This window comes from Robinsoniella peoriensis, from assembly GCF_000797495.1.
Lineage (GTDB): Bacteria > Bacillota > Clostridia > Lachnospirales > Lachnospiraceae > Robinsoniella > Robinsoniella peoriensis.
In genome coordinates, this window is the sequence record NZ_JTGN01000012.1 from 41,627 (window position 1) to 56,813 (window position 15,187).

Annotated in this window: 17 protein-coding genes; 2 read left to right on the plus strand and 15 right to left on the minus strand. The window is 42.2% G+C overall.

The features are described from left to right. Positions 1–75: 75 nt before the first annotated feature. The 10 genes from hisZ to QR40_RS21765 form a co-directional block, all read right to left on the minus strand. Complete coding sequence (gene hisZ / locus QR40_RS21720; protein WP_044289349.1) at positions 76–1,344, minus strand: ATP phosphoribosyltransferase regulatory subunit; 1,269 nt, start codon at positions 1,342–1,344, stop codon at positions 76–78. A 110-nt stretch (positions 1,345–1,454) separates the two neighbouring features. Continuing rightward, positions 1,455–1,988 carry a Holliday junction resolvase RecU gene (locus tag QR40_RS21725; protein WP_027294010.1) on the minus strand — a complete coding sequence of 178 codons (534 nt, stop codon included), beginning with the start codon at positions 1,986–1,988 and terminating at the stop codon, positions 1,455–1,457. Between the two features lie 46 nt (positions 1,989–2,034). Next, on the minus strand, positions 2,035–3,003 hold the full coding sequence (locus QR40_RS21730; RefSeq protein WP_027294009.1) for an RluA family pseudouridine synthase: 969 nt from the start codon (positions 3,001–3,003) through the stop codon (positions 2,035–2,037). Between the two features lie 118 nt (positions 3,004–3,121). After that, positions 3,122–3,727: a hypothetical protein gene (locus tag QR40_RS21735; RefSeq protein ID WP_044289347.1), complete on the minus strand. Its 606-nt coding sequence runs from the start codon at positions 3,725–3,727 to the stop codon at positions 3,122–3,124. Positions 3,728–3,794: 67 nt separating this feature from the next. Continuing rightward, positions 3,795–5,759, minus strand: coding sequence for a YgiQ family radical SAM protein (locus QR40_RS21740; RefSeq protein WP_027294007.1), 1,965 nt, complete (start codon positions 5,757–5,759; stop codon positions 3,795–3,797). A gap of 55 nt (positions 5,760–5,814) precedes the next feature. Continuing rightward, positions 5,815–6,483, minus strand: coding sequence for an HAD family hydrolase (locus tag QR40_RS21745; protein ID WP_027294006.1), 669 nt, complete (start codon positions 6,481–6,483; stop codon positions 5,815–5,817). Further along, on the minus strand, positions 6,477–7,199 hold the full coding sequence (locus QR40_RS21750; RefSeq protein ID WP_044296741.1) for a pseudouridine synthase: 723 nt from the start codon (positions 7,197–7,199) through the stop codon (positions 6,477–6,479). The genes QR40_RS21745 and QR40_RS21750 overlap by 7 nt, the downstream gene beginning before the upstream one ends. Continuing rightward, positions 7,200–8,582 (minus strand): RsmF rRNA methyltransferase first C-terminal domain-containing protein, encoded by a 1,383-nt coding sequence (locus QR40_RS21755; protein ID WP_044296742.1) that lies wholly within the window; start codon positions 8,580–8,582, stop codon positions 7,200–7,202. A gap of 48 nt (positions 8,583–8,630) precedes the next feature. Continuing rightward, positions 8,631–9,437 carry a GTP pyrophosphokinase gene (locus QR40_RS21760; protein ID WP_027294003.1) on the minus strand — a complete coding sequence of 269 codons (807 nt, stop codon included), beginning with the start codon at positions 9,435–9,437 and terminating at the stop codon, positions 8,631–8,633. Between the two features lie 51 nt (positions 9,438–9,488). Further along, complete coding sequence (locus tag QR40_RS21765) at positions 9,489–10,364, minus strand: M23 family metallopeptidase (RefSeq protein WP_044296743.1); 876 nt, start codon at positions 10,362–10,364, stop codon at positions 9,489–9,491. Between the two features lie 325 nt (positions 10,365–10,689). Here QR40_RS21765 and QR40_RS21770 point away from each other — a divergent pair, with 325 nt between their 5' ends. Beyond that, positions 10,690–11,616, plus strand: coding sequence for a hypothetical protein (locus QR40_RS21770; RefSeq protein WP_027294001.1), 927 nt, complete (start codon positions 10,690–10,692; stop codon positions 11,614–11,616). Between the two features lie 33 nt (positions 11,617–11,649). On the opposite strand, the gene QR40_RS21775 is transcribed toward QR40_RS21770, so the two are convergent. Genes QR40_RS21775 through rsmD form a run of 3 tightly spaced genes read right to left on the minus strand, consistent with a single transcriptional unit; the run spans position 11,650 to position 13,318 of the window. Beyond that, positions 11,650–12,252, minus strand: a complete 603-nt coding sequence (locus tag QR40_RS21775) for an ATPase (RefSeq protein ID WP_027294000.1) — start codon at positions 12,250–12,252, stop codon at positions 11,650–11,652. Continuing rightward, positions 12,252–12,755 (minus strand): pantetheine-phosphate adenylyltransferase, encoded by a 504-nt coding sequence (gene coaD, locus QR40_RS21780; RefSeq protein WP_027293999.1) that lies wholly within the window; start codon positions 12,753–12,755, stop codon positions 12,252–12,254. Before coaD ends, QR40_RS21775 begins: the two co-directional genes overlap by 1 nt. Then, positions 12,752–13,318 carry a 16S rRNA (guanine(966)-N(2))-methyltransferase RsmD gene (gene rsmD / locus QR40_RS21785; protein ID WP_044296745.1) on the minus strand — a complete coding sequence of 189 codons (567 nt, stop codon included), beginning with the start codon at positions 13,316–13,318 and terminating at the stop codon, positions 12,752–12,754. The genes coaD and rsmD overlap by 4 nt, the downstream gene beginning before the upstream one ends. A gap of 146 nt (positions 13,319–13,464) precedes the next feature. On the opposite strand from rsmD, the gene QR40_RS31920 reads away from it, so the two are divergent. Beyond that, positions 13,465–13,614, plus strand: a complete 150-nt coding sequence (locus QR40_RS31920) for a hypothetical protein (RefSeq protein ID WP_160295857.1) — start codon at positions 13,465–13,467, stop codon at positions 13,612–13,614. Between the two features lie 120 nt (positions 13,615–13,734). Here the strand turns inward: QR40_RS31920 and phoU are convergent, their stop codons facing one another. Further along, positions 13,735–14,394 (minus strand): phosphate signaling complex protein PhoU, encoded by a 660-nt coding sequence (phoU, locus tag QR40_RS21790; RefSeq protein ID WP_027293997.1) that lies wholly within the window; start codon positions 14,392–14,394, stop codon positions 13,735–13,737. A 26-nt stretch (positions 14,395–14,420) separates the two neighbouring features. Continuing rightward, a complete protein-coding gene (pstB, locus tag QR40_RS21795) occupies positions 14,421–15,185 on the minus strand; it encodes a phosphate ABC transporter ATP-binding protein PstB (protein ID WP_027293996.1) in 765 nt (254 codons plus the stop codon). Positions 15,186–15,187: the final 2 nt, after the last annotated feature.

Sequence of the window (15,187 nt, forward strand, 5' to 3'; positions counted from 1 at the left end):
TAAATATATAGTGGGTGTGAAACGTTTTCTTTCACACCTTTTCCTCCAGTGCTGCATTTACTACAGCTTTTTTTATTATAGCAATAACGTTGTAAGTTCCGCAGGTTTCATAACCTTCGTTTCTGTATTTACAGACAGTATTCTATCCTTTTCCTCAAAATACAAGATTTCCGTAATGCGGCTGCGCCTTGCAAATATCAGATAATCCTCTAAGGACAGACTTTCCTTCTGACAGATCAGTTCCACATAATTATTTTCTATCCGAAGATGCTTTGCCAGTGTAATCGCTTCTTTTCTCTGCTCTTTTTTATATAAGATCAGACGGTTTACCTGCTCCACCGGCACATCGATTTTCTGTCTGGACAGAGCTGTCAGCAGCTGGTCTACTACCACTACGAAACCTATAGACGGCGCATCTTTTCCGAAATGTCCCATCATATGGTCGTAACGTCCGCCTTTCACTATGGCATCCCCTGTTCCAAAGGTATATCCCCGGAAAATAATCCCGGTATAATACATATAATTGCTGATCATTCCCAGATCAAAAGAAACATATTTCTCAACACCGTAATATTTCAAAATGCCGTATAGTTCTTCCAGTCTTGCAATTGCTTTCAGTGCTCCTGGATTAGAAGTAAGGAGTTTTGCCCGTTCCAGTGCATCCACTGTTCCAAACAGCTGAGGAAGGGTTGCAAACACATTTTTTAATTCTTCACTGATATTCTTTTCAGATAACAGTTCTTCCACACCAAACATATTTTTATTGGAAATCAGTTCACGCAGTTCTTCCTCTGTCCCCACATTTTCCTCATCAATCCCTGCTTCCGTTATCAGGCTTTTGAAGAATTCCACATGACCGATGCTGATCTGGAAATCTTTGAGTCCTGCACTGCGCAGTGTCTCAATGACCAGGGTGATAATCTCCGCATCTGCATCCACACTGTCATCTCCGATAAATTCCGCTCCCAGCTGGGTTGTTTCTTTTAAACGCCCCTGATAACTGGAGTTGTTAATAAAGGTGTTGCCCATATAGCAGAGACGCACGGAAAGATCTTCTTCCGTGAAATACTTTGCTGCTGCCCTTGCAATGGACGGTGTAAAGTCCGGTCTTAAAACCAGTGTGTTTCCTTCTCTGTCAAAGAACTTATACAGATCTTTGGATGGAATGGTTCCAACATCCTGACCAAATACATCAAAATATTCAAAAGTCGGCGTTTCTATATCCCGGTAGCCATAGGATTTTAAGACTTTATGCAGATTGTCCTGTAAAGTAAGTTTCTTTTCACACTCTGCATTATAAATGTCCCTGACACCTTCCGGCGTATGTAATAATCGTTGATTCATCTCTCTCTCCTCTTTCTGAAAATCTTAATTCGCTTTACTTTATCGTGGTAACGTGATAATTCACTACTATATAAAATTATTTAACATTATAATAGATGGACGAAAAAAAGTCAATCCCTCATATCTAAATCCTTTTGCAGTGCATCTAAATAAGGTACTAAAATACCACCTTTACTCTCCAGCTTAAATTCCTGGGGAAGTTCTTCATAACGAAAGCTTTTTCTGCCGCCTTCTGCCGCCCTGTCCCAGAAAAATTTCACTCGCTCATAGGGCAGATAAAAAAATTCATTCTTTTTGGTATAGAAGATAATCAAAAAAGAAATCCCACCCTGCTGTTCAAAGGTTCCCATAAACTGTACCTGATGCTCGTGGATATTCTGGAGCGCGAAAGTATCCGCATTACATTCTTTTGCGTCAAAACAAACAGGTATTCCCTGCACTGCTCCAATATAATCAACCGTACTTTTCTGTTCAAAATATGCCAGTGTAATATGACGGTTCTCTTTATCAATTCTGATTGGGGTAATCGGAGTGGGGATTTTCTGAATCAATGCCAGTCCCTTTTCCTGATACTGTTCGTTAGAACGGTTGATTAAATCTTCCAATGTGGACCCTCGAAGTCCTCTTGAATTCCATGTTGACATATGGATGATCCTTTCTGTTTTATGTTTCAAATCAATCAGGAAACGTTTAACATATCCCAAAGACCTTGTCAAACACAAGCGGCACTTTAGCCGTAAATTCTTTTCCAGAAAGATAGCCCAGTTCCCCTTTGATCTGCGGCATCACCAATTGATAGGAATGAAGCATCTGATATTTGACTCCAAATGCTTCCGCAAACTTCTGATTTACTTTTCGGTTTCCATATTTGGCATCTCCGATTATGGGATGTCCGATGGATGCCAGATGAGCGCGGATCTGGTGGGATCTTCCTGTGATCAGCCAGACTTTTAATAAAGTAATACCATTTTTCGTTTCCAAAGGCGTATACTGGGTGTGTATGGGAAGCGCACCTTCTGTACATTCCCGGCTGATCTGTACCTTATTTTGCTTTTCATCTTTTGTAAGCCAGCCATCAATCGTCTGCTCTTTAGCCACTTCTCCAGAAACCAGGCAGAGATAATATTTGTGCAGGCTCCTGTCCTTAAAAACCTCAGCCATGGTCTGCAGTCCAATCAGCGTTTTCCCTGCTACGATCAAACCACTTGTATTGCGGTCTAAACGGTTGCAGACTGCCGGACGGAAAGTCTTCAGTTCTTCCCCGGTAATCTGCTCTGTTTCAAGAAGATATGCAAGCATTTCTTCATTTATGGAAATATCACTGCTCTTCGCCTTTTGGGAAAGCATATTTGCCGGTTTATTCAATAGGAGTATATGCTTGTCTTCATAGATAATCTGAAGTTTACTGGTCATTTTAATGTTGGTAATATCCGTATTTTTCTTTGAAAATTTTTCAAAAGTTTCATCAGAAAGAAAAAACCGTATTTCATCATGAAGTGCGGTTTTTTCATTTCCATTTGCTTTTTTGTTGTTCAAAGTTATATTTTTTTTACGAAGCATTTTATAGAGGAAGCTTTTGGATGCTTCACTTAGATATTTTGCCAGCAGTTTATCCAGACGCTGACCGGCTTCATTTTCATTTACAATTACTAATTTCATATTTGTACCGCTGCATACTGCAGTCCAGAGGGTTTCTGAAAATTCATTCCCGCCATTTGTAGAAAGCAATTTTCAAACACTCTTTTGCCTGCAAAGCTGTCACCTTTCTTCCTCGTTCTTATAAAGAGATCGCCAGTATTACATGCTTCATCAATTCGCTTCTGCTAAGATCCGGATAATCTTCACTGGGGGTAAAGGTTCCCTCTGCTTCCAGTTCCTCTTTCTTTGGATAAAGCATATCAATTCTTTCCAGATAATGTTTCAGATCGGTAAAGATTTTTACATTTGATTTATATCCGTTGCCTTTCAGTATCTCCTTTATATGCTTTTCTGCAAAAGATGGGTCTGCCTTTGGACTGCTGCTATACCCTATGACGTGAGTGCCGCATACCACCAGACTGTCAATGGGGGTGTTTTTCTCATAAGCAGTAATCGTCAGCTCATAAGCGCAAACCATATCTTTTACATGAGACTGAATCTTCTGATAAATCTCTTCACTTATAGGCTTTTGCATAAACATCATCACCATACCAACTGCAGAGCGGCTTGCCGGAAGGCATCCCATAACTGCCACGAAGGTAAACATATTAAGTCTTGTGCCTGTTTGAATCAAACCGGTCACAAATATAATTACCGGAATCAGGAACAGAATAAATGTTATCAGTCCCCGCTTTTTCTTCTGGGAAAGAATATAGCCGCGTTTTCCCTTTGAAACTTTCTTCATCCGTAATCTCCTCACAATTCTACTTATTTTTCTGCCGTTATTATTTACCGGGACGCTGAGTTTTTACTTATTTCTTCTTATGCACGTTCCGGATTGTTTTCTTCTTCACCGGCTTATTCTTATCTTTTCCATTGCCAAACGAAGCACCATTATTTTTTTCACTTTTTCCCCCATTTTTATCCCCCGACGGCTTACCATACCTGCCGGATGAATAACTGGAAGATTTCCCTTCCCCTCTTATAGGGCGAATCAGGCATTTTTTATCAAACCCAATCAGATCTGTGCGGTGTGCTTTGGTCAGAGCCTCCGTTACCAGTTCCAGATTTTTTGGATTCCGGTATTGAATCAGCGCTCGCTGCATTGCTTTTTCGTGGGGATTATTCGGAACATAAACCGGTTCCATTGTCCTTGGATCTACGCCTGTATAATACATACACGTTGAGATAGTCGACGGCGTCGGATAAAAGTCCTGTACCTGTTCCGGCATATATCCCAGATCGCGAAGATATTCTGCAAGTGCCACTGCTTCTTTTAAAGTAGAACCCGGATGGGATGACATCAGATATGGTACCAGGAACTGATTCTTCCCGCATTTTGTATTCAGGTCTTTATATTTATGCACAAATTTTTCATAGACACTACGCTCCGGTTTGCCCATTTTACTAAGTACTTTATCCGAAATATGCTCAGGGGCTACTTTTAACTGGCCACTCACGTGATGCTCCACCAATTCTTTAAAAAAGGAATCATCCGGATCATAAATTAAATAATCAAAACGAATGCCGGATCGGATAAATACCTTTTTCACATTTGGCAGTTCCCGCAGTTTACGCAAGAGCGACAAGTAATCACTATGGTCTGTTTTCAGATTCTTACAAGGAGTGGGGAACAGGCATTGCTTTTTGGGACACACACCTTTTTCAAGCTGTTTGTCACATGCCGGCTGCCTGAAATTTGCAGTAGGACCTCCCACGTCATGAATATATCCTTTAAAATCTTTCTCCCATATAAACTGGTTTGCTTCAGCCAGGATTGATTCGTGGCTCCTGGTCTGGATGATTCTTCCCTGGTGAAAAGTCAGGGCGCAGAAGCTGCATCCCCCAAAACATCCACGGTTGCTTACCAGACTATACTTCACCTCTTCAATTGCCGGAATCCCGCCTTTTTCATCATAAGAAGGATGCCAGGTTCTCATATATCCAAGAGAATAGACCCGATCCATCTCTGACTGGCTTAAGGGCTTTGCAGGTGGATTCTGCACCACATGCCACCCGTCCTTATAGCTTTCTACCAGACGTTTCCCGGTAAATGGGTCGGTGTTGCAATACTGGACATAGAAACTTTTTGCATAGTTCAGCTTGTCCGCTTTCAGTGCTTCATAGGGCGGCAGTGAAACCGCATCATAAACGATGGATAAATCTTTCGTTTTAAATACCGTTCCGTCAATAAAGGTCAGATCTTTCATTTCAATGCCGCTGTTCAGTGCATCTGCAATTTCTACAATGGAACGTTCTCCCATACCGTAAGAAATCAGATCAGCACCTGAATCCAGTAAAATGGAGCGTTTTAGTGCGTTCGCCCAGTAATCATAGTGTGCCATCCTGCGCAGACTGGCTTCGATACCGCCAATGATAACCGGCACCTTTTTGTACACCTGGCGAATCAGATTGCAGTAGACAATTGTCGCATTGTCCGGCCGTTTCCCCATTTCTCCTCCTGGACTGAAAGCATCTGTTTTTCTTCGCTTCTTGGATACCGAATAATGGTTCACCATGGAATCCATATTTCCTGCTGAAACAAGAAAACCAAGCCTCGGCTCTCCAAGCGCCATGATACTTTCTTTGTCTTTCCAATCCGGCTGGGCAATAATCCCTACCTTATATCCGTTTGCCTCAAGCATGCGGCTGATCACCGCGTGGGCAAAGGAGGGATGATCCACATAGGCATCCCCTGTTACATATACAAAATCCAGCTGGGCAATGCCGCGCGCCTTCATATCTTCCCTGTTTACGGGCAGAAACTGCTTACTCATTCGTACTCCTGTCCGCCTGCTGTCTGCAGGCATAAATCATTTGTAAAACACGCTGCTAACGAAGATGTTCATACGTATTATTTAAAACATCATGATAATTCAAAATATAATAATCTGCCAGGGCTTTCTTTTTCTCAATCTGCCCCATGGAGAATGCATCCTCCACTGCACATACCTTCATACCGGCGTTCTTACCCGCCAGAATCCCCATGCTGATATCTTCAAATACCAGGCATTCCTTTGGTGCAACCCGAAGATCCTCACTTACTTTGAGGTATATATCCGGAGAAGGTTTTCCTTTTGCCACCTCACAGGCGGTCCGGACTGCATCAATCCGGTCATCCAGATGCTGTGCATGCATCACTGCCTCCACAAGTCCTCTGCCGTTACTGGTAGCAATCCCCGTTTTAATACTGCGCTGCTTCAGTTCGTCCAGGAACTCAGATGCGCCGGGTTTTAGCGGCACCTCATTGGCATACTTATCATACGCCATATCCATCCAGTCCTGTTTGATTTCCTCTGTGGTTTTGGGAAGGAAAAATGCGGTCCTGAAATAATCAGCGGTCTCTGTAAAACTCATACCTTCAATCGCCTCATGAAGTCCTGCCGGTACCTGAATCTGAAATCTGTTCAGGTATTCTATATCTATCTTGGGCCACATCCACATGGAATCTGCCAAAGTTCCGTCTAAGTCAAATATGACCGCTCTGATTCCTTCTAACATCCGCTTCCTCCGATCCTTTCTATTTCCTCTCCGGTCAACGGGCGGTATTCTCCCTTAGCCAGATGTTCATCCAGACTGATTGCTCCCATTGACAGGCGTTTTAAATACACAACCTGCTTTCCCACCGCTTCAAACATCCTTTTTACCTGGTGAAACCTCCCCTCCCGTATGGTAAGGCACACTTCTGATATTTCACCGCTGGTTAAGATCTCAAGATTCGCCGGCAGTGTAGGTTTGTCTTCACCGATATCCACGCCCTGCAAAAATGTTTCCTGATCCGCTTTTGTTACCATTCCATCGACTTTTGCATAATAAGTTTTATCCACATGTTTTCTTGGAGAAAGCAGTTCGTGGGCAAGGGCACCGTCATTTGTAATCAGCAAAAACCCTTCTGTATCTTTATCCAGCCTTCCCACCGGGAAAAGTTCCTCTTTCTTCCCCGAAGAGATGAAATCCATCACTGTTTGATGCAGGTTATCCTGGGTGGCTGTCACACAGCCTGCCGGCTTATGGAACATGTAGTACTCATATTTCCGGTATGTCACTGGAATTTGACCGACACACACCGCATCCCTGTCCGAATCCAGCTTCATCTCAGGCTTCTTAACAACTTCTCCATTAACTGTAACCAATCCTTTTCGGATCTGGTTCTTTACTTCTGTTCTGGTTCCCGCTCCTGCGTTAGCCAGATATTTATCTAATCTTATCAGACTCATTTACTGTAATCTCCATCCAGGGTAATATTTATTCTTCAGTGAACCATTGGCTGCTTTCGCAAATCCCAGCGGATATCCATCCACACAGACCAGAATCCAGCCTTTTAAGCCCTTCGCCTCGGCATCCTCAAGTTCTATCGTTTCACCCTTTAAGTATTTCACCGTCCGCTCATCACTGCCTGAAAAAGAGATGCTGTATACTGCCTGGTCTCTTTTCAGACTCATCGCCAGAGCCTGGCTTGGCTCAAAACGGTTTTTCTTTATTTCTCCCAGATATAATCCTGTACGCAGAAACCGCAGTCCACGAATATTACCAAGGGTTTTTGGTATGGCATAAACCCGGTTATCATATACAGTAATATTCCTGTCCGTAAAATCCAGCCTTAAATACTGGTCAAAAAATTCCTGGCATTCTTTTGGCAGCACCTGCTTCTTCTTTTTTGTCTTTGCGCCGGTATCCGTGGCAACGAAATCCCCGTTCTTTTTTAGAAGTGCCGCAAAATGTCCCTCTCCAGCCATTTTATGGGGCCAGATACGGACGCAGTTCCTTAACTGCTCATCTCCACCGGCAGCGCCAGGAATCCCTTTATCGAATCCCTTATAGCCTTTCATCGGTATCACTTCAAATTCCGTTCTTTCCGACAGCAGAGAGGCAATCGAACACTCATCCTCCAGTGCAGAGAACGTACAGGTGGAATAAAGCAATAAACCGCCCGGCTTTAACATATCGGCTGCCATCAGCAATATTTCCTTTTGAATGCCGGCATAATATTCCGGTCCATGTTCTATCCAGCTCTTGATCATAGCCGGATCTTTGCGGAACATCCCTTCTCCGGAACAGGGTGCATCGATTAATATTTTATCGAAAAAGCCTTTAAAATAAGGCAGTAGTTTCTGTGGGGATTCGCTGGTTACCAGAATATCCGGTAGTCCGAACAGCTCCAGATTCTTCAAAAGACCTTTTGCCCTGGAATTGCTGATATCATTGGCAACCAGGACTCCCGTCCCCTTTAATTTAGCTCCCAGCTCCGTTGCCTTTCCACCGGGCGCCGCACAGAGATCCAGCACACAGTCCCCCTCTTTTACAGGAAGTCTGTCTGCAGGTATCATCGCACTTGGCTCCTGCACATAGTATAACCCTGCATGGTAATGAGGATGCTTCGTAACGGCCTGTGAGTCGTCATAAAAAAATCCATTTTCCACCCAGGGTATTGGCTCTAATGAAAAAGGCGTCAGTTTTAAAAATTCTTCTACCGTTATCTTACTTGTATTCACACGAAGACCATGAACCCGTTCCTGGCCTGCACTGTTTAAATATGCTTCATATTCCTCTGCTCCCAGCAGTTCCTTCATGGAATCCGCAAAGTCCTGTGGTAAATTCATTTATTGCTCCTTTGTTGAAGAGCGTCTGCACGCTCTAATCTATGTATTTTATTTCGCCAGTGACTGGGCGCGGTATCCTTCTGCAATAATATCCAGCTGCTTGTGAAAACGTTCCAGCTGTTCAATATCGTTCAATTCATAGATACGGTAAAATTCATCCTGAATCTTAATGATCTCTCTCTTATTCGCCAGATGATACAGATTCTGTATGTTATTTAAGATATCTGATACCAGATTCGCCTGAATCTGGAAGGAATTCTGCGCATCCATAATTTCACTGCGCACCGAAGACATCTCATTATCCAGCACAATAATCGCATCCGCTGCTTTGCTTAACTTCATGCGGATATGCTCCGGAATATTTCGTTTATATTTGTACTGCAGCGAATGTTCGATTGTTGACCAAAAATTCATTGCCAGTGTCCGGATCTGTATCTCAACCTGAATCCGTTTACTTCCTGCTAATGTCTGGACCTCATAATAGACGATCATATGATAGCTGCGGTAACCGCTGGATTTCATATTGGCAATGTAATCCTTTTCGCTCTTTACAGACATATCTGTACGGTTTCGGATAATCTCCACTACTTTTTCAATATCCTCCACGAACTGACAGATAATGCGTACACCTGCGATATCATCTAATTTTTCTTCTATTTCATTCAGCGGTATTTTCTTTTTCTGTGCCTTTTCCAATATGCTGGATATGGCTTTCACCCGCCCCATAACCTGTTCTATAGGTGAATACTTCCCACGTGCCCGATGCTCTCTGATCAGATGCTCAAACTTCACGGTCAGTTCATTCACTGCTAATTCATATGGATCCAGAATTTCTCTCCATAATTGTATTTCCATATACCTGATTCTCCTCTTAACTATAATAATTCCCCTTAATATTTTAGTATATCACACTTCATATGCATATTTCAACTTTCGATCTTCTAAATAACGAAGAACCCAGTAGGGGTTAACACTGACTTCTTCCTTTCGGTCTGTTCTGATATAGATTCCAAAATGCAGATGTACGTCAAAATTTCCTGTCGTACCCTCCGTTTTACTATACCCGGTATCTCCCATATATCCCAGAAGTTCTCCTGCCTGAACCTCATCACCTTTCTTAAAATCCCCTGCATAAGAACTCAGATGCGCATAGTAAAAATATCCGCCATGCTCTGAGCGGATACCAATACGCCAGCCGCCTTTTTCCAGCCATCCCACCTGTTCCACAACACCCTTTGATACGCTGACCACCGGATATTTCCCTCTTACATTTTCTTTGGGGAAAATGTCTGTTCCTTCATGCCCCCGTTTGCCGCCGTAATTGCGCTCCAGCATCCAGGAGTCTTCAAAAGAAGTCTGAGATTCATCCTCACTGGTACTGTCCGGCACGGGGTAATACAATACGTCCTCCCATACAGCAGCATAGCTTTGCTGAATCTCCTGCAGCGCATGTAAATTATACGCCTGAAAATAAGTCCGCCATAAATAATAATCCGAAGGGGTAAGTGCGGACGTTTTCACATGATCCAATTCAAACTGGTATTTGGGCATCCACACGGAAAGCAGGTCATAAACCGGAACGTCTTCCGCCTTACTGACTTCCATTAACCGCCGAAAATTATCTTCCCCAATTTTCTGGCTGCGAAATCCCATTGTCTCATTGGACTGATACGTTAAATTGAATATTTTTCCCTGGGTATGTAAATAATCGATGCATCCATAACAAAAAATGCCCACCAGAAGAATTACACAGATATTTCGAAGAAGCTTTATTTTATTCATCTATTCGACTCTTCCTCTAGAGCCTGTTTGAAAACGCTTGTGCCCAAACACGCTCTGATAGCAAGCCCAAGCCACAGACTTTCTATTCTCATGATTAATATATGCGTAGATTTGCTGATTTAGAATCAAAAAATGACATTTTTTCAGGAATGAATCTCTTCAGGCACTTCATATACTATAAAAAACATATTCGCGCTGTCTGACGTAAATAACGATATATAATTAAAATTTACTTCCTGTTAGAGCGTGTTGAAAATTGCTTCTAAAACACGATCCAGAAATTATATATTGTTATTTATGCCAGATAGTCACAGGTACAGCATCTATGAAAAAAATGCTCTATGGCCTGGTCATTACGACCGCACTGGTCTTCCTCTATCTCTGCCCCGCAGACGGCTTTGATGCCTCACTTGCCGGACTGCTCCTTTGGTTCCAGACACTGGTGCCTACCCTGCTTCCCCTGATGATCCTGTCCAATCTGATTATTAATCTGGGACTGATCGAACCGCTGATGTTTCTGTTTGCTCCCATCTTTCGCTTTCTGTTCGGCGTGGGTACAAACGGAAGCTATGCACTCACTGTGGGATTCTTCTGCGGATATCCCATGGGTGCCAAGGTCATTGCAGACCTTACCAATGAAAAACAGATTACCCTTCCCGAAGCACAATATCTTCTGGGGTTTTGCAACAATGTAAGCCCCATGTTCATTATCAATTTTCTGGTATTGGAACATCTGCATAAGGAAGAACTGATTATTCCCACCATTGTAATCATATACGGTGCCCCATTACTTTATGGATTGTTTACCGGCATCAGATGCAGAAAACAATTCCGTGAATCCACTTCTTTACATACAAATACAGCACCTACCACGACATTGAATTTTGGACTGGTAGATGCCTGTATTATGAACGGTATAATAAATATTACAAAACTGGGGGGATACATCATGCTCTTTGCCATACTGGCAAAAATCGTATTATATCTGCCCATCTCAAATGCAGTCATAAAAGCTTTCCTGGTTGGCATCATGGAAGTGACCAATGGGATTCATACCATATCTATGGAAAATGCCTCCTTTACCATCCAATACCTGCTTTTGATTGCAATCTGTTCTTTTGGCGGATTGTCTTCAATTGCGCAGACAGAAAGCATGATACACGAAAGCGGTCTTCGCCTTTCCAAGTATGTAATATCAAAGCTCATCATTACTGTCATCGCCCTTGCTCTTGCCGCATGTTATCTGCTGTAAAAAGGGGTTCACCCAAGTGTTCAATGAAACGCTTTACTCTGCAGCTTCGCCTTCGCCGCTCTCTTCCATTGCTGTTGCAACATAATTATTTGGAACAGACTGCGGAGACAGTTCGCTGCGGTTTTTATTTACAATATCATAACAAGACTGAATAGAATTCAGGAATGTATTATATTTAGCACCTGCCGTATCAATCGTATGGCTCATAATTTTTTCTAAGTTTTCCAGCATCTCATCCGTATATTGAATCGCGCTCATACGGATACTGTTAGCATCATTTGTTGCGTTGTCCAGAATTTCCTGTGCCTGGCGGTTGGTATGTTCCAGAAGTGCATTTGACTGTGCAACTGCCTGCTGCATGATTTCATCCTGGCTGATCATCTGCTGCTGCTGTGAAGTAGCATCCGCCAGCATACTGTCTGCTTTTGCCTGGGCATCTGCCAGTATGGCATCTTTATTGCTGATTATCTTCTGGTATCTCTTTATCTCATCCGGAGTCTTCATGCGAAGTTCTCTAAGTAATTCTTCCAATTCTTCTTTATTTACAACAATTTTAGTAGAAGACAAAGGCTGAAATTTACAACTGTCTACATACTCTTCAATTTCTTCAATAATTTGTTCGATTCTGCTGCTCATTATAATCTCTCCTTATTATTCTTTCTTTCCCATATTTTATTATAAATTCTATCAACTACGACCGGTGGAACGAATTTCGAAATATCACCGCCATATGCGGCTACTTCCTTCACAGTTGTCGAACTCAAATAAGCATATTCCAAACTTGTTGTAAGAAATATTGTATCGATATCCTGATCCATAATACGGTTCGTCTGCGCCATCTGCAATTCATAGTCAAAGTCTGTTATCGCCCTAAGTCCCCTTACGATAAACTTTGCATCACATTTTTTCACAAAATCTATGGACAGTCCCGTAAACGATTCTATCCGGATATTCGTTATGTCTTTTGTCGCTTCAAGTAATATATTAACACGTTCCTCTACAGAAAACAACGGGGTTTTTGTATTATTATTCAAAACTCCTACGATCAGCTCGTCCACTAATGCTGCCGAACGTGCCATTACATCCAGATGCCCAAACGTTACCGGATCAAAACTTCCCGGATATACTGCTCTTCTCATGCTAATCTCCCTTCGGCCCGCTTTATGAAGACGTGGGCGTTTGTCTTATATTCTTTATACTTTTCGATTATATAGCCAATACTTACCAGATAAGAAAAATCTGTCTCTTTTGATGCTTCCACGATAATCAATGTATCTTCCGTAAGACAGGAAGAATCTGCAAATGCCTCTAAGACACGTCTTTCCCACTCCAGATTATAAGGCGGATCCATAAATACAATATCAAATGGCTCCTGCCCCTCTAATTTATGTATTGCACTAATGGCATCACAGGGCATTACCTGTGCCCGTTCTTCAAGTTTTGTAAATTTGAGATTCTCTTTAATACACTCCACAGCCCTGCGGTTATTTTCTGCAAATGCAGCAAAAGAAGCGCCCCGGCTCAGGGCTTCTATCCCAATCGCCCCGCTTCCGCTGAACAGATCCAAAAACCTGCAGTCGTAAATATCATTTTGCAGCATATTAAACAAAGTCTCTTTTATCCTGTCTGTCGTAGGCCTGGTCTCAAGTCCAGGTACCGTTTTCAAAGGCAGGCGTTTCGCCGTCCCTGCTACTACTCTCATAGAATCTTCCTACCTTTATTGTAATGTTATTCCGTACTATTATAGTTGTTTTTTGGTGTTCATGTCAATTACTTTTGTTGACATTTATGGTAGAATTAAGAAATATGGACCGATAATCACACAGGCACTGGAGAAAGAGGGGGAAATTGGAAGAGATGGGGGCGCTGATTAAGTCGGATACTATCCGCAAAAAACACTCCGGCAAGCTTTCCGGGATTAAGTTTATTGATACAAAGCTGGTTTCTCAACATGGTGGAACCCCGGGGGTGTGGCATGCTGGACGCTATTGGCAGTAATATATTACCCGGATTACCTAAAACATACTATAAAAAAGCACAGCATATCACAACTTCAGGTTGTGGTGCTGAGCTTTTTCGTGAAAAGTATGGAATTTATAAAACAAAAAGGAAACAGTATTAATTTAAATACTGTTCCAGGTCCCCTGTTACGATAAAAGACACCCACTCTGCTATATTGGTGGAATGGTCAGCCATACGTTCTACATACTTTACAATGAGCAGGTAATCTGTATACGCTTTAATCGCTTCCGGTTTGTGTTTCATCGCCACACAGAGTTCGTCCTTTATCTGGAAGAAATAATCATCCACGGTATCGTCCATAGCGATGATTTTTTCGATTGGCCAAACGTCTTCTTTAATAAAACACTGGATTGTCATATTTACCATCTTTTTCATGGCGTCAATCATTTGTGTAACACCTTCCGGCATCGGCACCGGATCTTCTTTTGCCAGTTCGATGATATATTCGGATATATCGCTGCAATGGTCTGCAATACGCTCTATATCGGCAATTAAACGCATAATAGAGGTAACTCTTCTTAAGTCAGTAGCTACCGGCTGCTGCTTAGCCACAATGCGGATACAGGCTTTTTCTGTCTCCCGTTCCAGACAGTCCATTTCATCATCCTGTTCCATAATTGCCTTTGCCAATTCTGCATCCGTCTCCGTAAGTGCCTTGATCACTTTGTTAATCATGACTTCTAGAAGTAAACCCATTTTTTCTACATTAAGCGTAATATCATCTAATTCTGCTATATAAGATTTTCTGGTTGTCATTATACTATTCCCCTTTCTGACCTGTATCAACCGAAACGTCCTGTAATATATTCTTCGGTTTTTTTCTCTTTTGGATTGTTGAATATCTGTGTAGTATTTCCATATTCTACCACATCACCAGTAAGGAAGAAAGCAGTTTTATCAGAAATACGGCTGGCCTGCTGCATATTGTGGGTAACGATGACGATCGTATACTTTTCTTTTAACTCAACAGCCAGATCTTCTATCTTTAAGGTGGAAATCGGGTCTAATGCACTGGTCGGCTCATCCATTAAGATAACTTCCGGTTCCACAGCAAGTGCTCTGGCGATACAGATACGCTGCTGCTGTCCTCCTGACATGCCCAGGGCATTTTTCTTTAACCTGTCTTTTGCCTCATCCCAGATCGCTGCCTGTTTCAAACTGCGCTCTACAATTTCATCTAATTCCTGTTTCTTTTTAATTCCGTGAATCCTGGGACCATATGCAACATTGTCATAGATACTCATAGGAAATGGATTCGGCTGCTGGAAGACCATACCTACCCGCTGACGCAGTTTTATTACGTCAATATCACCGTAAATATCCACGTCATCCAAATATATCTTACCTTCCACTTTTACACCTTCAATCAAATCATTCATCCGGTTGATTGTTTTCAAAAAAGTAGACTTTCCGCATCCGGAAGGACCTATAAAGGCAACAATTTCATTTTTTGGTATATTCATATTAATCTTATTCAGAGCTTTAAAGTCTCCATAATAAAGATTCAGATCCTCTACACGAAATTTAGGATTTTCTATCGGATTCATAA